Origin of the sequence: Streptomyces sp. BBFR102 (assembly GCF_051397025.1) — a bacterium.
Classification (GTDB): Bacteria; Actinomycetota; Actinomycetes; order Streptomycetales; family Streptomycetaceae; genus Streptomyces.
Genome location: NZ_CP195757.1, coordinates 1,870,464 through 1,887,184 on the forward strand (window position 1 = coordinate 1,870,464; position 16,721 = coordinate 1,887,184).

Consider the following 16,721-nt stretch of genomic DNA (forward strand, 5'->3'; position numbering starts at 1 on the left):
GTATCCCAGTACCTACGAGGAGCACCTGTGACCCAGACCAGCGACAACGTCACCTGGCTGACCCAGGAGGCGTACAACCAGCTCAAGGCCGAGCTGGAGTACCTGTCTGGTGCCGCACGCACCGAGATCGCGAAGAAGATCGAGGCGGCGCGCGAAGAGGGCGACCTGCGCGAGAACGGCGGGTACCACGCGGCCAAGGAGGAGCAGGGCAAGCAGGAGCTCCGGGTGCGCCAGCTGACCCAGCTCCTGGCCCAGGCGAAGGTTGGTGAGCCGCCCGCCGACGACGGCATCGTCGAGCCGGGCATGGTCGTCACGATCGCCTTCGACGGCGACCCTGACGACACGCTGACCTTCCTGATGGCCTCGCGCGAGTACGCCAGCGCGGACATCGAGACCTACTCACCGCAGTCGCCGCTGGGAACGGGCGTCAGCGGCAAGAAGGTGGGAGACACCGCCGAGTACGAGCTGCCCAACGGCAAGTCCGCCTCGGTGAAGATCCTCGCCGCCAAGCCCTACACGTCCTGACCTCCCCCTTCACCGGGCGGGTCGGCCGTCAGCGGCTGCACCGGGTGCCCCCGGCTCCGGAAACCGGAACCGGGGGCCCTTTCGCGTCCGGGTGCCGGGGCCCCGCCGTGCGCGTCCGGGGTGGCGCCCGACCGCGTCAGACGGCGGACCTGCGGTATCTGCGGACGGCCAGGGTGCGGAAGACCACCAGGATCAGCAACGACCAGATGACCGAGGCCCAGATCGGATGCCGCATCGGCCAGGCGTCCGGGGTCACGAAGTCGGGCGGCAGGTTCCCGAACAGCTCGCGGCACGCCTGGACGGTGGTGCTGAACGGGTTCCACTCGGCGATGTGGCGGAAGACCGTCGGCAGCCTGTTGGAGTCGACGAAGGCGTTGGAGATGAAGGTCAGGGGGAAGAGCCAGATCAGGCCGCCCGAGGTGGCCGCCTCCGGGGTGCGGACCAGCAGCCCGATGAGTGCGCCGATCCACGAGAAGGCGTAGCCCAGCAGCAGGAGCAGGCCGAAGCCGGCGAGGACGCTGCCGAAGTTCTCGTGGGTGCGCCAGCCGATGAGGAGTGCGACGCCGGTCAGCACCACCAGAGTGAGGGCGGTCTGCACGAAGTCGGCGAGGGTCCGACCGGTGAGCACCGCGCCCCGGGCCATGGGCAGCGACCGGAACCGGTCGACGAGCCCCTTGTGCATGTCCTCGGCGATGCCGGCGCTGGCGCCGGCGGTGGCGAAGGTGACGGTCTGCGCGAAGATGCCCGCCATGAGGAACTCGCGGTAGGCCGCCTGCGAGAGCGAGCCGCCGACCTGGATGGACCCTCCGAAGACGTAGGTGAAGAGCACCACGAACATGACGGGCTGGATGAGCCCGAAGAGGACGACCTCGGGGATGCGGGTCATCCTGATCAGGTTCCGCTTGGCCATGACCAGGGAGTCCATGACCGACTGGGCCACTCTCCCGCGCCGCTGGGGGCGGGCGGCGTGCTGGGCGACGGTGCTCATCAGTCGACCTCTCTCATGGCCTGGGCGCGGCGCTCGGCCGCACTGCGCTGTCCGTTCGCCGGGCTGTCGCCGTCCCCGCCGTCCTCGCCGTTCTCCCCCTCCGCCGCCTGGGCTGCGTGGCCGGTCAGGGAGATGAAGACGTCGTCGAGGGTGGGGCGGCGGAGCCCGATGTCGTCGATCTCGATCTTCCGCACGTCCAGCTCGCGGATGACCTCGGCGAGGAGCTTGGCGCCGCCGGAGACCGGGACGGTGAGCTTGCGGATGTGCTCGCTGACCGCCGGGGCGCCCTCCCCCACGCGGGTGAGGACCTCCACGGCGTGGCCGATCCGCTCCCGCTCGTGCACGACCAGCTCGACGCGCTCTCCGCCGGTGCGGGCCTTCAGCTCGTCCGAGGTGCCCCGGGCGATGACCCGGCCGTGGTCCACCACGCAGATGTCGTCGGCGAGGTGGTCGGCCTCCTCCAGGTACTGGGTGGTGAGCAGCAGGGTGGTGCCGGCCTCGACCAGTTCCTGGATGACGTCCCACAGCGCCTGCCGGTTGCGCGGGTCGAGGCCGGTGGTGGGCTCGTCCATGAACATCACCGGCGGGGAGACGACGAGGGCCGCGGCGAGGTCCAGGCGGCGGCGCATCCCCCCGGAATAGGTCCTCGCGGTGCGGTCCCCCGCTGCGGCGAGGCCGAACTGCTCCAGCAGCTCACCGGCGCGGGCCTTCGCCTCCCGCGCGGAGAGCTGGTAGAGGCGGCCGACCATCTGGAGGTTCTCGCGGCCGGTCAGGTACTCGTCGATGGCGGCGAACTGGCCGGAGAGGCCGATGGCGCGGCGCACCTCGTCCGGGTTCTCGGCCACGTCGACCCCGGCGACCAGGGCGCGGCCGCTGTCGGGCACGAGAAGGGTGGTGAGGCAGCGGACGGCGGTGGTCTTGCCCGCGCCGTTCGGGCCGAGCATGCCGAGAACGGTGCCCTCGGGGACGTCGAGGTCGACGCCGTCCAGCGCTCTGACGTCGCCGAAGGTCTTGACGAGACCTTCCGCGTAGATGGCGCCTGGCATAGGGAATCTCCTGCCGTGAGCTTTGTGCGGAATAGTAGGTTTGCTCAGGTATGTCCGCGATGCTCGCGACGCGCGGACGGAGGACGGGGCGCAGGCGTGAAGGGGTGAGGCGAGGCGCACTCCACTCCGATCGCGGAGAGCGACGCGAGACACACCATAACGCGATGTATCGCGTACCGCCATGGAATTCGGCACCAGAACCCCGACGGAATGGGGAGCGCTCTCCTCCGCCTGCACGCGCGAAGGGCGGGCCCCGAACCGGGCGCCCGCCCCTGCCCCGCACCGACCGCGCGCCACTCACTCCATGACGAGGTACCCGGCCCCCCGCAGCGCCGCTCCCACGCTCGTGCAGTGCTCGGGCCCCTTCGTCTCCAGGTGGACCTCCACCTCCGCCTCGGTGAGCCCCAGTCGGGGATCGGTCCGCACGTGGCTGACGTCGAGCACGTTGGCGTCGGCGCCGGAGAGCACCGCCAGCAGCGTCGCGAGCGCGCCGGGGCTGTCGGTGAGGCGCAGCCGCAGCGAGAGGTACCGGCCGGCCGCCGCCATGCCGCGGGTGAGGACGCGCTGCATCAGCAGCGGGTCGACGTTACCGCCGGAGAGCACCGCCACCACCGGCCCCTCGAACGCCTCGGGCCTGCTCAGCAGGGCCGCGACCGGGCTTGCCCCGGCCGGCTCCACCACCTGCTTGGCCCGTTCCAGGCAGAGCAGCAGGCCGCTGGAGAGGGCGTCCTCGGTGACCGTGACCACCTCGTCCACCAGCTCCCCGACGATCCGGAACGGCACGTCACCCGGCCGCCCCACCTTGATCCCGTCGGCCATCGTCGACGGCCGCTCGACCGCCACCGGCCTACCCGCCGCCAGCGACGGCGGGTAGGCCGCGGCGCCCGCCGCCTGGACACCGACGATCCGCACGTCGGGCCGGACCGCCTTGACGGCGACCGCTATCCCCGCGGCCAGACCGCCGCCGCCGATGCCCATGACGATCGTCCGCACCTCGGGGCACTGCTCCAGGATCTCCAGCCCCAAGGTGCCCTGGCCCGCGATGACGTCGGGGTGGTCGAAGGGGTGGATGAAGACGGCGCCGGTCCGCTCGGCGTACTCCTGGGCCGCCGCCAGCGTCTCGTCGACCACCTCGCCGTGCAGCCGCACCTCGGCGCCGTACTCCCGGGTGGCCGCGACCTTGGGCAGCGGCGCCCCGACCGGCATGAAGACCGTGGAGCCCACGCCGAGCAGGGCGGAGGCGAGGGCCACGCCCTGCGCGTGGTTGCCCGCGCTGGCGGCGACCACGCCCGCGGCCCGTTCCTCCGGGGAGAGCCGGGCGATCCGCACGTACGCCCCGCGGAGTTTGAAGGAACCGGTGCGCTGGAGGTTCTCGCATTTGAGGTGGACCGGCGCGCCGACCAGGTCGGAGAGGTGGCGGCTGCCCTCCATCATGGTGACCCGGGCCACTCCGGCGAGCATCTCCCGCGCGCCCCGCACCTCGTCGAGCGTCACCCTGGGTGGTTGGACGGCCTTGCTGTCTGTCATGACCCCAGTGTGGCTGGTGGAGCGCGTGCCACCGCGCGCCGCGCCCCCCACCCGGGTCCGCACGCCCCCCGAGGGCAACCACGGCGGCCCCCGTACGGTCCGCACCGCAGCCGCGTACGCTGTCCCCCAACCGTCCGTCCCGCACGAAGTGAGCCCTGGCCATGCCCATGCCCGAGGACATGTCGACCACCGCTTCCGGCGATCCGGTTCCCTCCGGAGCCCCCGAAGAACCTTCCGCCCTCTTCGACGCGCTCCAGCACCAGGTCGCCGTCTTCGCGCGGCGCGCCGAACAGACCCGCCTCGGCGGGGTGGGCGCCGTGCGCAACTCGATGGACCGCGCGGCGTATCTGCTCCTCAACCACCTCGACAAGGAGGGCCCGATGGGGGTGAAGGCGCTCGCCGCCAGCATGGGCATCGACTCCTCCACGGTCACCCGGCAGGTCGCGCCGCTGGTCGACGGCGGGCTGGTCAGCCGCACCAGTCACCCCGAGGACGGGCGCGCCGTCGTGCTCCAGCTCTCCGCGCTCGGCAGCAACCGCCTCGAAGAGGTACGGGCCGGCCGCCGCGAGCTGCTCAAGGAGCTGACCGACGGCTGGAGCGGCGCCGACCAGGCCGACTTCTGCCGCCTGCTCACCCGGTTCAACGAGGAGATCGTGGCCCGCCAGAGCCGCCTCGCCCAGAGCGGCGCCCCGGGCTCCGCCCCTGCCGGGAGCTGATCCGTCCGCGCCTCTTGACCCCGCGCGTCCCCTGCTCTCAGATGGGAGGCCGGACCGCTGCGGCGGCAGGAGGCCCCCGGTGAGCGCACGCCACGAGATCCCCCGCACCGCGCGCGCCCGCGCGTTCGCGTCCTTCGCCGCCGGGGCCGGCGGCCGGCTGCTGCACCTGGCCGCCCTGCTCACCGGCGAACCGCCCGGCGACACCCCGTACGCCCGCCGCCTGCTCACCGCTGCGCTCGCCCGCGCCTACGCCGACTGGGATGCGCTGCGCGGTGACGACCCCTACGACCGCGCCCGCCAGGACCTGGTCGCCCGCTACGCCCGCGCCGCCTGGCACCGCCGGCTCGGCGCGACGGGCCGGGAGCCGGACACCGGTCCGCTCGCCCCGCTCACCCCGCACGAACGGGTCGCGGTGGTCCTGCGGCTGTACGAGGGGGTGCCCGAGGGGCAGGCGGCGGCGCTGCTGGGGCTGCCCGTCGAGCGGATCAGGGCACTGACTGCGCGGGCCGCGGTGCGGCTGGCGGTGCCACCCGGCGGCGGCCCGGACGCCTCGGAGCCCGCCCGGTGAGCGGCGAGGACCGGCGGAAGGAACACGTCCGGCGGCTGCTCGACACCCCACCGCCGCCTGTCCCTCCGGAGCTGCTGGCCGAGGCGGTGCGCCGGGGCGAGCGGCTGCGCCGCCTGCGCGCCGGGGCGCTCCGGCTGCTCTGGGCGACGGCCACCGCAGCCGTGGCCGGGGGCGTCGTCTGGCTGGTGCTGACCCGGCCGTGGGCCGCCGCCGAGGTGCCCGTCACGCCGCCGCTGACCGGCTGGTGACACGGCGCGGGGCCGGGCCCGCGTACGGCCCCGGCCCCGCGCTCACCGGCGTACCGGCGTACCGGCGTACCGGCGTACGCCCGCGTACCGCTCAGCCCAGTGCCTGCTGGAGGTCGGCGAGCAGGTCCTCGGCGTTCTCGATGCCGACGGAGAGGCGCACCAGGTCGGAGGGGACCTCCAGTTGGGAGCCGGCCACCGAGGCGTGCGTCATCCGGCCGGGGTGCTCGATGAGCGACTCGACGCCGCCGAGCGACTCACCGAGGGTGAAGACCTTGGTCCGGTCGCAGACGGCGACCGCCTCCTCCTCGCCGCCGGCGACCTGGAAGGAGACCATGCCGCCGAAGGAACGCATCTGCTTGGCGGCGACCTCGTGGCCGGGGTGCTCGGCGAGGCCCGGGTAGAGGACCTTGGTGACCTTGGGGTGGCGGCTGAGCATCTCCACGATCCGCTCGGCGTTGGCCGAGTGGCGGTCCATCCGCACCGCCAGCGTCTTGATGCCGCGCAGCACCAGCCAGGAGTCGAACGGGCCGGCCACCGCGCCCATGGCGTTCTGGTGGTAGGCCAACTCCTCGGCCAGCTCCTGGTCGTCGGTGACCAGGGCGCCGCCGACCACGTCGGAGTGGCCGCCCATGTACTTGGTGGTGGAGTGCACGACGACGTCCGCGCCGAGCGCCAGCGGCTGCTGGAGGTAGGGCGAGGCGAAGGTGTTGTCGACCACCAGGCGCACACCGGCGGCGCGCGCCACCCCGGCGAGCGCCGCGATGTCGCTGACGCCGAGCAGCGGGTTGGAGGGGGTCTCGACCCAGATCGCCTTGGTGCGGTCGGTCAGGGCCTCCCGGACGGCCGCCGGGTCGGAGGTGTCGGCCACGGTGTAGTCGACGCCCCAGCGGGCCACGACCTTGGAGATCAGCCGGAAGGTGCCGCCGTAGGCGTCGTCGGGGATGACGAGGTGGTCGCCGGGGGACAGCAGGGTCCGCAGCAGGCAGTCCTCGGCCGCGAGCCCCGAGGCGAAGGCGAGACCACGCCGGCCGCCTTCGAGCGCCGCGAGGTTCTCCTCCAGCGCGGTCCGGGTCGGGTTGCCGCTGCGGCTGTACTCGTAGCCGCCGCGCAGCCCGCCCACGCCGTCCTGCTTGTACGTGGACACCTGGTAGATCGCCGGGACCACGGCCCCGGTCATCGGATCGGGGGTGTTGCCGGCGTGGATCGCCACGGTCTCGAAGCCGTGCGTGCCGTGCCCGTCACTCTGCCTGTCGCTCATGCGGCCCGAGCCTAGTACCCCGCGACTGCCGCGCGGGCCTCCGCCCACACCGCGAACGGCGCCTCGTGCGGCGGCAGCGCGCGGATCTCCGCGTTCCCCGTTGCGGCCGGACGCGTGCGGGCGGTGGGCGGAGCCGCCATGAGGGCTGGCTGGCGGCCTCCGCCAGCAGCACGCTCCCACCTCGTCCAGGGCGAGGTGCCAGGGATGATCCCGCCCCTCGCCAGGTGGATTCGGCTGGAGCCCGCCCTCTCCGTAGAGCACGCTCACCCTCATGCGGCGCAGCTCGATGATGCTCCGGTGGGTCTGCGACCGGCGCGGCGGGCCGTGCGGCCCGGACAGCGGCGCCGAGGACCGCGCCTGCCGGCAGCCCGCTGCGACGAGGCGGTCCGGCCTGGGGAGGAGTACGACCGGTTCGTGATCCACGGCGACCGCGCCGGGCCCGACTCGTCCGGCACCTCGACTGCCCTGGCCCGGCGCCCCCACCGGTGGCTTGTGCCGAGGGGCTTGGCCAGCGGGCCCGGCGTCGAGGGCGCTGCCTGTCGTACCGTTCTGGCCATGGTGATTCTGTGGACCCTGACGGCAGTGGTCATGATCGGAGCGGTCCTCGGACCGGTCCTCCTGCGGCGCCGCCGCGGGATACGGCAGGTGCTGCCCGGCACTCCCGAGGCGGCCGACCCCGCCCAGTACGGCTTCCGGCCCCAGGAGACCCTCGACATCCGCCTGCCCGGCCCGGACCAGGACCTCCTCGACGTCCTCGACGTCGTCCAGCGCACCCAGGACTGGCGGGCCGCCTCCCAGTTGCTGGCCGGCACGGACAAGCGCGGCGAGCTGCGCTGGCAGCGGGTGCAGGCGTTCGCCGGCGCCGCCTCGCTGGAGCTCCAGCAGCGCCCCGGCGAGGGCGGCCGGTGGCTGCGCGACTGGCGGGCGCAGGAGCCGAAGGACGCGGGCGGTGCCGCGGTGCACGCCGAGTTCCTCGTGCAGCAGGCGTGGCGCTCCTCGGCGGCCGGGAGCGACGACTTCCGGATCATCCTGGAGGAGGCGAGGTCGGCCGTGGCGCGGGCCGCGCTGCTCGCGCCGGGCGACCCGGTGCCGTACATCAGCGAGTTGGCCGTCGCGCGCGGGCTCGGGTACGCCCCGCAGGAGTTCGACCAGCTCTGGCTGAAGATCCTGGACCGCGCCCCGGCCCACATGGGCGCGCACCTGGTGGCGCTGCCGTACTGGTCTCAGAAGTGGCACGGCTCGCGGAAGCAGTCGATGGAGTTCGCCGAGGCGGCCGCCGCCCGTGCGCCGGGCGGCTCGCTGCTGTCGGCGCTGCCCCTCTTCTCCCTGTACGAGCACCTGCCCGAGATGAACCTGGTCCGTAACTTCTTCCAGAGCCAGGTCTTCACCCGCGCCCTGGAGGGCGCCCAGTTCGCCGCCCAGTCGGCGCGCCAGGACGACCCGGTGCTGCCGCACGTGCGGCACCTGCTGGTCTTCTTCCTGGTCGGCTCGGAGCGGTGGGGCGAGGCGATGCACCAGCTCGTCCGCGTCGACGGGTACGTGGGGGCGCTGCCGTGGACCGTGTCGGCCGACCCGGCCGCGCAGTTCGCCGTCTACCGCGCACTGGCGGTCGGCGGGTACGAGGCCAACGGGGGCAGCCCGGCGACCCTGCGGAGCTGAGCCGCGAACGCCGAGGACGGGACCCGTCCCCGCCTGGCATGATCGCTCCGGCCGGGCGGGAGCTCCCGTCGGCGGCGTGGGCAGGGGGCTCGCATGAGCGGGATCGCGGTGCGGGCGGAGGGCGTGGCCGAGCGGGTACCGCCGCCGGTGGCCGACGGGGAGCGGGAGTCGTTGCGCGGGTACCTGGACGCGACGGCCTGGTCGCGCGGTGGGAGGCCGAGGTCTCGCTGCGGGCGGTCATGCTCCACCTGACCCACGACCACGCCCGCCACAACGGCCACGCCGACCTCCTGCATGAGGGGATCGACGGGGCCGTCGGCGTCCGAGGAACGGCCGCGGGCGCGCCGGTCAGATGGTGGCGGTGTCGATGACGAAGCGGTAGCGCACATCGCTGGCGAGGACCCGCTCGTACGCCTCGTTGATCTGGTCGGCGCGGATCACCTCGATCTCCGCGCCGAGGCCGTGCTCGGCGCAGAAGTCCAGCACCTCCTGGGTCTCGGGGATGCCGCCGATGTTGGAGCCGGCCAGCGTCTTGCGGCCGCCGATCAGCGAGAAGAGGTTGAGCGAGACCGGCTCTTCGGGGGCGCCGACGTTGACGAGGGCGCCGTCGGGGCGGAGCAGCTTGAGGTAGCCGCCGAAGTCCAGGGGCGCCGAGACGGTGGAGACGATCAGGTCGAAGGTGCCGGCCAGTTCGTCGAAGACCGTGCCGTCGGCGGTGGCGTAGTAGTGGTCGGCGCCGAGTTTCAGGCCGTCCTCGCGCTTGCGCAGGGACTGGCTGAGCACGGTCACCTCGGCGCCGAGGGCGTGGGCGATCTTGACGCCCATGTGCCCGAGGCCGCCGAGGCCGACGATGGCGACCTTCTTGCCGGGCCCGGCCTGCCAGTGGCGCAGCGGGGAGTAGACGGTGATGCCGGCGCAGAGCAGCGGCGCGGCCACGTCCAGCGGCAGGCTGTCGGGGATGCGGACGGTGAAGTTCTCGTCGACGACGACGTGGGTCGCGTAGCCGCCGTAGGTGGGCTCTCCGTCCCGGCCTATCGCGTTGTAGGTGCCGGTGGAGCCGCCCGCGCAGTTCTGCTCCTGCCCCGCGAGGCAGAACTCGCAGGTACGGCAGGAGTCGACCATGCAGCCGACCCCGACCCGGTCGCCGACACGGAAGCGGGTCACGGCGTCGCCGACGGCGGCGACGGTACCGGCGATCTCGTGGCCGGGGACCATCGGGAAGATGCCCTCGGCCCAGCCGTCGCGGGCCTGGTGGATGTCGCTGTGGCAGATGCCGGCGTAGGCGATGTCGATCAGCACGTCGTGCGGGCCGGGGGTGCGCCGCTCGATGGTGGTGCGCTCCAGGGGTGCGCCGGGCGCGGGGACCGCGTAGGCGGAAACCGTCCGAGTCATGAGGGGTGACCTCCAGGTGGTGCGGGGGGTGTTCAGCCTCCCGACCCTACGGCGTCGGCCGGTGCAGGGGCCAACGGCTCCGGGGCGGGGGCCGGCCGCCCCGGAACCGTGGCTTCAGGGGGCTTCGACCTGCGGGGTCGGAGAGGGGCGAGGCGGCCGGAAGCGTCGGCGGTGGCGCTGGTGCCGTGCGTCGACCGGCGCTGCCTTCCGCGGCGCCGTGGTCCGCGCCGGAGGTCGGTGAGGAGCACGCCGCGACAGGGCAGCGCTCCATGAGGGGTGGTCAAGGCGCAGGTGGGAGCGGAAGGCGAAAGGGCCCCGCCTCCGGGGAGGGAGGCGGGGCCCTTCACGGCCGGTGCGGGACCGGACGAAGGGGTGGGGTCAGACGGCGGAGCCGGCCTTCCACTGCGCCCAGTCCATGTTCCAGCCGTTGAGGCCGTTGTCGGGGGCGATGGTCTTGTCGCCGGTGTTCCGGACGTCGACCACGTCACCGACCATCGAGTTGTTGTAGAACCAGGCGCCGGGGGTGGAGGCGTCGTTGGCGCCCTTGGCGTCGGCGAGACCGACACAGCCGTGGCTGGTGTTGGCGCTGCCGAAGATGGACTTGTCGCCCCAGTAGTTGCCGTGGATGAAGGTGCCCGAGGTCGAGAGCCGCATGGCGTGCGGCACGTCCTTGATGTCGTACTCGCCCTTGCCGTCGTCGTCGGTGAAGCCGACGGTGGCGCCGTTCATCCGGGTCTCCTTGAACTTCTCGGAGATCACCATCCGGCCTTCGTACGTCTTGTTGTCGGGCGATCCGGCCGAGATCGGGATGGTCTTGACCGTCTTGCCGTCCCGGGTGATCTTCATCGTCTTGGTATTGGCGTCGACGATGCTGACCTGGTTCCGGGCGATCTTGAAGGTGACCGTCTTCTGCTGGACGCCGTAGACGCCGTCGGCGCCCTCGACGCCGTCGAGGTCGAGCTTGAGGGTGACGGTGGAGTCGCCGGCCCAGTAGTCCTCGGGGCGGAAGTCGAGCCGCTTGTCGTTGAACCAGTGGCCGACGACTTCCTGGCCGCTGCTGCTGGAGACCTTGATGCCGTTCTGCACGGCGGCCTTGTCGGTGATGCCCTTGTCGAAGTTGATCGAGACGGGCATGCCGACGCCGACGGTCGAACCGTCCTCCGGCGTGAAGTTGCCGATGAAGCTGTTGTCCGGCGAGACCGTGGTGAAGGAGGCGTTCTCGTGGGCCTTGCGGCCCTCGCCGTCCGCCGCCTCGGCGGCGATCTTGTAGACCGTGGCGCGCTGGAGCGGGCCCTCGGGCTTCCAGGAGGTCTTGTCGGCGGAGAAGGTACCCGGCACGTCGGTGCCGTCCGCGGACTTCATGCTGACGTCGGTCAGCTTGCCCTTGGCGACGGCCACCTCGGCGTCGTTGTTGATGCTGGCGTTGTCCGAGCCGTCCTTGGGCGTGATCTTTATTCGAGCCGCCGAGGTCTTCTTGGCCGCGGCCTCGTCAACCTCCGCCTGCGACTTCTCGCCGCTCTCCGACGCGCCCCCGCCGTCGCCGCCACCGCACGCCGTGAGCACGAGCACTCCGCCGAGCAGTGCGGACGCGGCCGCAAGAGCCTTGCGCCGCCTACTGTCCGTCATCACACGCTTCTCCATCGTTGCTGATCCCCGGACGTCCTGGCGGCCTGGCCCCTGACGCGGTCCGGACCGCGTCCCCAAGGACGCCTGTCCCCACTACAGGTTTACAACACCCGCCCGGTAAGTCCGGTTCCCCTTCGCTCGCCGATGTGAGCTACACCACGACCGCCCATCAGGGACGTTCTAGCAGCTCACGCCATCGGCGACCAGGGGCGGCCGGATTCGGCCACTCCCCGCTCGGTGGCCTCCTGCCCAATTCGCCCGAACTCATACGAACCGTTGGCTCAACCGTCGCACACTCGTACCGCCGGGCAGTACCCCGCCCCGATACGCGCCCCTCTGCTTTCCCCCGCCCCCGGCGGTCACTACGATCAACCCCGCACGGCCAATTCACCAGCGCCACAAGGGGGATCGAATCCGTGTCGTCCACCGCACGACGATCACTTCTCACCACCACCACCGCCGCGACCCTGCTGGGGGCGCTGTGGTTCGTCCCGTCGGCCAACGCCTCGGGCACGGCGAGCGGCGCCGCCTCCCAGGAACAGGGGACCACCAGCGTCGGCGTCCCCGCCGCCGAACCGGCCGGCGAGGAACCCCTGCTCGCCGACTCCGGCAGCGTGGACACCACCCCGTACCTCGTCGGCGGAACCGCGTTCCTGCTGGTCGGGGCGGGCTTCGTGGCCTACTCGGCCCGCCGCGGCCCGTGGCTCGCGAAGGACGCGGGACTGACCTGATCCTCCCGCCGCGGGAAACGGCACGTGCTCCATGCCACATGACCGCCCCCGCTTCCCCGCGGCACCCCTTCGCAACCCCCCGCGTCCCCCCACCGGCGACAATCAGCCACTCCCCCGGCACTCCCCGCGCACACTCCCGCGCGAACACCCCCACCACTTTTCTTACGAGCGCCCCCACCCCCTCCCCACCTCCCGGACGGCGGCGCCCGCGCTCCTCCCCACCCCGCCGTCACCCGGTGGGGCAGTCACTCAGGCCAGCGGCCCGGTGTGCTGCTCGGCGGCGACGACCGGACGCCCCGAGCGCACGAACTCGGTGGTCAGAGCCAGATCCGGGGCGAGCACCCGGTCCGGCCCGGGCCCCTCGACGCCGGCCGCCCGCAGCGCCGCGACGACGGCGGCGGAGGCCGGGGCCGGGGTGAGGCCGGCCCGCAGCTCGATGGCGCGGGTCGCCGCGTACAACTCGACCGCGAGCACCCGGGTCAGCGCGTCCACGGCGGTCCGCAGCTTGCGGGCGGCGGCCCAGCCCATGGAGACGTGGTCCTCCTGCATCGCGGAGGACGGGATGGAGTCGGCGGAGGCCGGGACGGCGAGCCGCTTCAACTCGCTGACCAGGGCGGCCTGCGTGTACTGGGCGATCATGAGGCCGGAGTCGACGCCCGGGTCGTCGGCGAGGAAGGGCGGCAGCCCGTGCGACCGGTTCTTGTCCAGGAGCCGGTCGGTGCGGCGCTCGGCGATCGAGGCGAGGTCGGCGACGGCGATGGCCACGAAGTCCAGCACATAGGCGACGGGCGCCCCGTGGAAGTTGCCGTTGGACTCCACGCGCCCCCCGATGACCAGCGGATTGTCCACAGCCGCAGCCAGCTCACGCTCAGCCACGAGCCGGGCGTGCGCCAGTGTGTCCCGGCCCGCCCCCGCGACCTGCGGCGCACAACGAACCGAGTACGCGTCCTGCACGCGCGGGGCGTCGTCCTGGTGCCCGCCGACCAGCCCGGAGCCGGCCAGCACGGCTGCCATGTTGGCGGCGCTGGCCGCCTGCCCGGGGTGCGGGCGCACGGCGTGCAGCTCGGGGGCGAGGACGCGGTCCGTGCCGAGCAGCGCCTCCAGGGTGAGGGCGGCGGTGATGTCGGCCGTGGTGTAGAGCCGGTCGAGGTCGGCGAGGGCCATGACCAGCATGCCGAGCATGCCGTCGGTGCCGTTGAGCAGCGCGAGCCCCTCCTTCTCGCGCAGCTCGACGGGGATGATGCCGTGCTCGGCCAGCAGCTCGGCGGCGGGCCGCACGGCGCCGTCGGGGCCTGCGGCGTCCCCCTCGCCCATCAGCGCCAGCGCGCAGTGGCTGAGCGGTGCCAGGTCGCCGGAGCAGCCCAGCGAGCCGTACTCATGGACGACCGGGGTGATCCCGGCGTTCAGCACGTCGGCGACGGTCTGCGCCACCTCGGGGCGGACGCCGGTGTACCCGGAGCAGAGCGTCTTCAGCCGCAGGAACATCAGCGCCCGCACCACCTCGCGCTCCACCCGCGGCCCCATGCCCGCCGCGTGCGACCGGACGATGTTGCGCTGGAGCTGGGTACGCAGCTCCGGGCCGATGTGGCGGGTGGCGAGGGCGCCGAACCCGGTGGAGACCCCGTAGACCGGGTCGGGCCTGGCGGCCAGCGCGTCGACCGCCTCCCTGGCGTGGGCGAGCGCGGCCAGGGCTTCCGGGGAGAGTGCGACGCGGGCTCCGTCACGGGCCACCGCGACGACGTCGGCCGCGCTGGTGCCGGAGGTTCCCACCACCACAGTGTGCATATCCATATTCAGGAGCGTACGCAGTGAATCCCGCGCTGTCACGGGTGGTGGGCGGGAGAGCCCGTTACCGGTTTCGCCTGGTGCGGCCGGGTCGTCGCGGGTCACCGGTCCCCTCCCTGCGCCCCCGGATGCGCCGCCGCTCGCCGCCCTCCGGCGGTGGGGCGTCGGCCAGTTTCAGCACCGCGTCGGCGCCGGTCTCCGGCTCGGCCTCGCGGCCGGCCACGACCGGCCCCCGGGCCCGTACCGCCTTCGCCCGGTACTGCGCGGCGTCCGCCAGCCGGAAGAGCCGGCGCGCCGACCGGACCTCGCCGATCGGGTCCCCCGTCGAGGCGACCCCGCAGGCCACCCCCTCCCCCGTCGCGAGCCCGTACGCCCGCTCGCACAGCTCCTCGGCCACCGCCACCACCTCGCCCGCCTCGGGGCCGACGCTGACCAGGCAGAACTCGTCCCCGCCGAGCCGGGCCGCCAGCGTCCCCGGCAGCATCGCCCCGCAGAGCGACAGCAGCGAGCCGAACCGCTCCAGCAGCCGGTCGCCGACCGCGTGGCCATGGGTGTCGTTGACCCGCTTCAGCCCGTTCACGTCGCAGACCACCAGGGACACCACCGCCCCCTCGGCCCGATGCGCCTCCACCGCCTCGTCGAGCCGCGCGTCGACCGCCCGCCGGTTGGCCAGCCCCGTGAGCGCGTCCGTGTACGCCAGCCGCCGCGCCTCCTCCAGCCGCTCGCACTGCACGATCCCGGCGGCCACCACCGCCGCCAGCACCGTCGCGAAGCCGGCGTCGGCCCGGCCGAACACCACCTCCCCCGGCTCCCGCGCCACGTACAGCTCACCCCACGCATGCCCGTGCAGCACGATCGGCGCCACCACACAACACCCCCGGCCCCGGCGCCGCAGGGCCGCGACCCGCTGATGGCAGTAGCCGGGCCGCCCCTCCGCCCGCCCGTCGGCCGTCTCCACCCAGGCGTCCGGCTCCCCGCCCCCCGCCCACCGCTCGTGCAGGAACTCCGTGATCTCCGGGAACTGGTGCACCGGATACGTCTCCGCCTCCGGGTACTCCTCCTCCCCAGCCGCCAGCCGCCCCGCGTTGACCAGCACCCGCAACCGACCCTGCTCCCGCTCCCAGACCGACAGCGCCGCGAAACTCCCGCCGAGCGCCCGACAGGCCCCGAGCGCTGCCCCCCGCCACACCTCCCGCGGCCCCTGAGCCGCCGCCATCGCCTGCGCCAGCCCCACCACGGCCCGGAGCCGGAGATCATCTCCCATCTCCCCAGGCTAGGGACATATCGCAGCGGGTGAGACGTTTTGCTGCGCTACGGGGCGGGACCGGGACGCCCGGGGCCGGGCGGGCGCTCGGCCCCGGCGGTGGCTCCGTGGCGCCCCTGGCCACGGCGTTCACCGGACGGACCGCCGCCTTCCGGGGGCTGTGCCCTGCCAGGGCCACCCCGCGCCCGCCCCGCTCCGCGCGACGCGCCGTCCTGCGAGGCCCGGCCGCACACCGCAGAACGGAACACGGCCCCCGGCCCTCCCCCATCCCACGCACGGTCACCCGCGCGGACTCCCCGGGCCCCTCAGGGCCGGGGGCTCTTCCCCGACGGTCGACTACGGGGACACCCGAGCCGTGTATGCGCGGCGGGGGTGCGCGGTGTCAGTCCACGACTCGGCGAACGGCGGCTTTGGGCACGTGCGAGCCGGAGGGTGCGGTCACTCGCCGGGCCACTTCGGGGCGCGCTTCTCGTTGAACGCGGCGACACCTTCGGCGCGGTCGCCGGAGAAGGCGGTGGCGCGCCAGGCCGCGTCCTCGACCTCCAGGCCCGCCCGCAGGTCCAGGCCCTGCCCGAGGCGCAGGGCGCGCTTGGCGTTGCGCAGGCCGACCGGGGAGTGGGCGGCCATGGCCGTCGCCAGTTCCAGGGCCTCCGCGCGGTCCTGCCCCTCCTCGGCCAGCCGGTCGACCAGCCCCAGGGCGAGCGCCTCCGCCCCCGCCACCCGGCGGGCGCTGAAGACCAACTCCGCCGCTCGGGCCGCTCCCACCCGGCGCGGCAGGAGCTGCGTACCGCCACCGCCCGGGATCACACCCACCGAGACCTCGGGCAGTCCCACCACCGCCGTCGGGTCGGCGACGATCAGGTCGCAGGCCAGCGCCAGTTCGTACCCGCCCCCCAGGGCGTAACCGTGCACCGCCGCGATGGTCGGCATCGGCAGCTCCAGCACCCCCGTGTACGCCGCCCTCGCCGTGGGCCGCTGCCGGACCAGATCGGCGTCCGTGAAGCGGTTGCGCTCCTTCAGGTCGGCTCCCACGCAGAACGCCTTGGGGTGGGTGGAGGTCAGCACGGTGACCCGCACGTCCCGGTCGCGCGCCAGTTCCTCGCAGGCGCCGGCCAGTTGCCGCGCCAGGTCGGTGGAGACGGCGTTCATCGCCTCGGGGCGGTTCAGGGCCAGTTCCGCCACGTGGCCGTGGCGGGTGATCGTGAGGTGCTCTGCGGTTTGCGGCATGGCCTGCTCCTGGCTGAGGTTAACGATCGTTACCCCGATCCTAGTCGGGGCCCCGCACGCCAGACAGGGCCCGGTCGACGCTCGGTGCCACCGCCGACCCCGCGGGGGGACGGGCACGGCACCGCCGGACCGGGTCCGCCCGCAGGCCGAGGCGGAAGGAG

At 73.5% G+C, this 16,721-nt stretch carries 16 protein-coding genes; 7 read left to right on the forward strand and 9 right to left on the reverse strand.

Annotation, left to right across the window (positions count from 1 at the left end):
- Positions 1-27 precede the first annotated feature (27 nt).
- Positions 28-525 carry a transcription elongation factor GreA gene (gene greA, locus ACSLIC_RS08335; protein WP_436737051.1) on the forward strand — a complete coding sequence of 166 codons (498 nt, stop codon included), beginning with the start codon at positions 28-30 and terminating at the stop codon, positions 523-525.
- Between the two features lie 136 nt (positions 526-661).
- Here greA and ACSLIC_RS08340 read toward each other — a convergent pair whose 3' ends face one another.
- The 3 genes from ACSLIC_RS08340 to ilvA all read right to left on the reverse strand — a co-directional run bounded on the left by ACSLIC_RS08340 (position 662) and on the right by ilvA (position 4,086).
- A complete protein-coding gene (locus ACSLIC_RS08340; RefSeq protein ID WP_436737052.1) occupies positions 662-1,513 on the reverse strand; it encodes an ABC transporter permease in 852 nt (283 codons plus the stop codon).
- Complete coding sequence (locus tag ACSLIC_RS08345) at positions 1,513-2,559, reverse strand: ATP-binding cassette domain-containing protein (RefSeq protein ID WP_436737053.1); 1,047 nt, start codon at positions 2,557-2,559, stop codon at positions 1,513-1,515. The genes ACSLIC_RS08340 and ACSLIC_RS08345 overlap by 1 nt, the downstream gene beginning before the upstream one ends.
- A gap of 297 nt (positions 2,560-2,856) precedes the next feature.
- Positions 2,857-4,086 carry a threonine ammonia-lyase gene (ilvA, locus tag ACSLIC_RS08350; RefSeq protein WP_436737054.1) on the reverse strand — a complete coding sequence of 410 codons (1,230 nt, stop codon included), beginning with the start codon at positions 4,084-4,086 and terminating at the stop codon, positions 2,857-2,859.
- 179 nt (positions 4,087-4,265) lie between these two features.
- Between ilvA and ACSLIC_RS08355 the strand changes: the two genes are divergently transcribed.
- The 3 genes from ACSLIC_RS08355 (at position 4,266) to ACSLIC_RS08365 (ending at position 5,618) form a co-directional block, all read left to right on the forward strand.
- Positions 4,266-4,802, forward strand: a complete 537-nt coding sequence (locus ACSLIC_RS08355; RefSeq protein ID WP_436740313.1) for a MarR family winged helix-turn-helix transcriptional regulator — start codon at positions 4,266-4,268, stop codon at positions 4,800-4,802.
- A gap of 79 nt (positions 4,803-4,881) precedes the next feature.
- The gene (locus ACSLIC_RS08360) at positions 4,882-5,370 is read left to right on the forward strand and encodes a sigma factor-like helix-turn-helix DNA-binding protein (RefSeq protein WP_436737055.1); all 489 of its coding nucleotides are present in this window, start codon (positions 4,882-4,884) and stop codon (positions 5,368-5,370) included.
- Positions 5,367-5,618 carry a hypothetical protein gene (locus tag ACSLIC_RS08365; RefSeq protein WP_436737056.1) on the forward strand — a complete coding sequence of 84 codons (252 nt, stop codon included), beginning with the start codon at positions 5,367-5,369 and terminating at the stop codon, positions 5,616-5,618. The genes ACSLIC_RS08360 and ACSLIC_RS08365 overlap by 4 nt, the downstream gene beginning before the upstream one ends.
- Before the next feature lie 91 nt (positions 5,619-5,709).
- Here ACSLIC_RS08365 and ACSLIC_RS08370 read toward each other — a convergent pair whose 3' ends face one another.
- Positions 5,710-6,876, reverse strand: coding sequence for a cystathionine gamma-synthase (locus ACSLIC_RS08370; RefSeq protein WP_436737057.1), 1,167 nt, complete (start codon positions 6,874-6,876; stop codon positions 5,710-5,712).
- Positions 6,877-7,431: 555 nt separating this feature from the next.
- On the opposite strand from ACSLIC_RS08370, the gene ACSLIC_RS08375 reads away from it, so the two are divergent.
- Together ACSLIC_RS08375 and ACSLIC_RS08380 are read left to right on the forward strand one after the other, a co-directional pair.
- Positions 7,432-8,535: a hypothetical protein gene (locus ACSLIC_RS08375; protein WP_436737058.1), complete on the forward strand. Its 1,104-nt coding sequence runs from the start codon at positions 7,432-7,434 to the stop codon at positions 8,533-8,535.
- A 239-nt stretch (positions 8,536-8,774) separates the two neighbouring features.
- Positions 8,775-8,906 (forward strand): hypothetical protein, encoded by a 132-nt coding sequence (locus tag ACSLIC_RS08380; protein ID WP_436737059.1) that lies wholly within the window; start codon positions 8,775-8,777, stop codon positions 8,904-8,906.
- On the opposite strand, the gene ACSLIC_RS08385 is transcribed toward ACSLIC_RS08380, so the two are convergent.
- Both ACSLIC_RS08385 and ACSLIC_RS08390 read right to left on the reverse strand, forming a co-directional pair.
- Positions 8,884-9,927, reverse strand: a complete 1,044-nt coding sequence (locus ACSLIC_RS08385; RefSeq protein ID WP_436737060.1) for an NAD(P)-dependent alcohol dehydrogenase — start codon at positions 9,925-9,927, stop codon at positions 8,884-8,886. The genes ACSLIC_RS08380 and ACSLIC_RS08385 overlap by 23 nt on opposite strands.
- Before the next feature lie 378 nt (positions 9,928-10,305).
- Positions 10,306-11,553, reverse strand: a complete 1,248-nt coding sequence (locus tag ACSLIC_RS08390) for a L,D-transpeptidase (protein WP_436737061.1) — start codon at positions 11,551-11,553, stop codon at positions 10,306-10,308.
- Positions 11,554-11,969: 416 nt separating this feature from the next.
- Here ACSLIC_RS08390 and ACSLIC_RS08395 point away from each other — a divergent pair, with 416 nt between their 5' ends.
- Positions 11,970-12,284, forward strand: a complete 315-nt coding sequence (locus tag ACSLIC_RS08395; RefSeq protein ID WP_436737062.1) for a hypothetical protein — start codon at positions 11,970-11,972, stop codon at positions 12,282-12,284.
- Positions 12,285-12,533: 249 nt separating this feature from the next.
- On the opposite strand, the gene hutH is transcribed toward ACSLIC_RS08395, so the two are convergent.
- From hutH to ACSLIC_RS08410, 3 genes are all read right to left on the reverse strand, one after another.
- Entirely contained in the window at positions 12,534-14,075 is a 1,542-nt protein-coding gene (hutH, locus tag ACSLIC_RS08400; protein ID WP_436737063.1) for a histidine ammonia-lyase, read from the reverse strand.
- A gap of 58 nt (positions 14,076-14,133) precedes the next feature.
- Positions 14,134-15,333 carry a diguanylate cyclase domain-containing protein gene (locus tag ACSLIC_RS08405; protein WP_436737064.1) on the reverse strand — a complete coding sequence of 400 codons (1,200 nt, stop codon included), beginning with the start codon at positions 15,331-15,333 and terminating at the stop codon, positions 14,134-14,136.
- A 438-nt stretch (positions 15,334-15,771) separates the two neighbouring features.
- The gene (locus ACSLIC_RS08410) at positions 15,772-16,560 is read right to left on the reverse strand and encodes an enoyl-CoA hydratase/isomerase family protein (RefSeq protein ID WP_436737065.1); all 789 of its coding nucleotides are present in this window, start codon (positions 16,558-16,560) and stop codon (positions 15,772-15,774) included.
- Positions 16,561-16,721: the final 161 nt, after the last annotated feature.

What these genes read in the sequence shown, in the direction of transcription:
- ACSLIC_RS08340 (WP_436737052.1), bottom strand. Translation starts at nt 1,513, where the DNA reads ATGAGCACCGTCGCCCAGCACGCCGCCCGCCCCCAGCGGCGCGGGAGA.
- ACSLIC_RS08345 (WP_436737053.1), bottom strand. Translation starts at nt 2,559, where the DNA reads ATGCCAGGCGCCATCTACGCGGAAGGTCTCGTCAAGACCTTCGGCGAC.
- ilvA (WP_436737054.1), bottom strand. Translation starts at nt 4,086, where the DNA reads ATGACAGACAGCAAGGCCGTCCAACCACCCAGGGTGACGCTCGACGAG.
- ACSLIC_RS08355 (WP_436740313.1), top strand. Translation starts at nt 4,266, where the DNA reads ATGTCGACCACCGCTTCCGGCGATCCGGTTCCCTCCGGAGCCCCCGAA.
- ACSLIC_RS08370 (WP_436737057.1), bottom strand. Translation starts at nt 6,876, where the DNA reads ATGAGCGACAGGCAGAGTGACGGGCACGGCACGCACGGCTTCGAGACC.
- ACSLIC_RS08375 (WP_436737058.1), top strand. Translation starts at nt 7,432, where the DNA reads ATGGTGATTCTGTGGACCCTGACGGCAGTGGTCATGATCGGAGCGGTC.
- ACSLIC_RS08380 (WP_436737059.1), top strand. Translation starts at nt 8,775, where the DNA reads ATGCTCCACCTGACCCACGACCACGCCCGCCACAACGGCCACGCCGAC.
- ACSLIC_RS08385 (WP_436737060.1), bottom strand. Translation starts at nt 9,927, where the DNA reads ATGACTCGGACGGTTTCCGCCTACGCGGTCCCCGCGCCCGGCGCACCC.
- ACSLIC_RS08390 (WP_436737061.1), bottom strand. Translation starts at nt 11,553, where the DNA reads ATGACGGACAGTAGGCGGCGCAAGGCTCTTGCGGCCGCGTCCGCACTG.
- hutH (WP_436737063.1), bottom strand. Translation starts at nt 14,075, where the DNA reads ATGGATATGCACACTGTGGTGGTGGGAACCTCCGGCACCAGCGCGGCC.
- ACSLIC_RS08405 (WP_436737064.1), bottom strand. Translation starts at nt 15,333, where the DNA reads ATGGGAGATGATCTCCGGCTCCGGGCCGTGGTGGGGCTGGCGCAGGCG.
- ACSLIC_RS08410 (WP_436737065.1), bottom strand. Translation starts at nt 16,560, where the DNA reads ATGCCGCAAACCGCAGAGCACCTCACGATCACCCGCCACGGCCACGTG.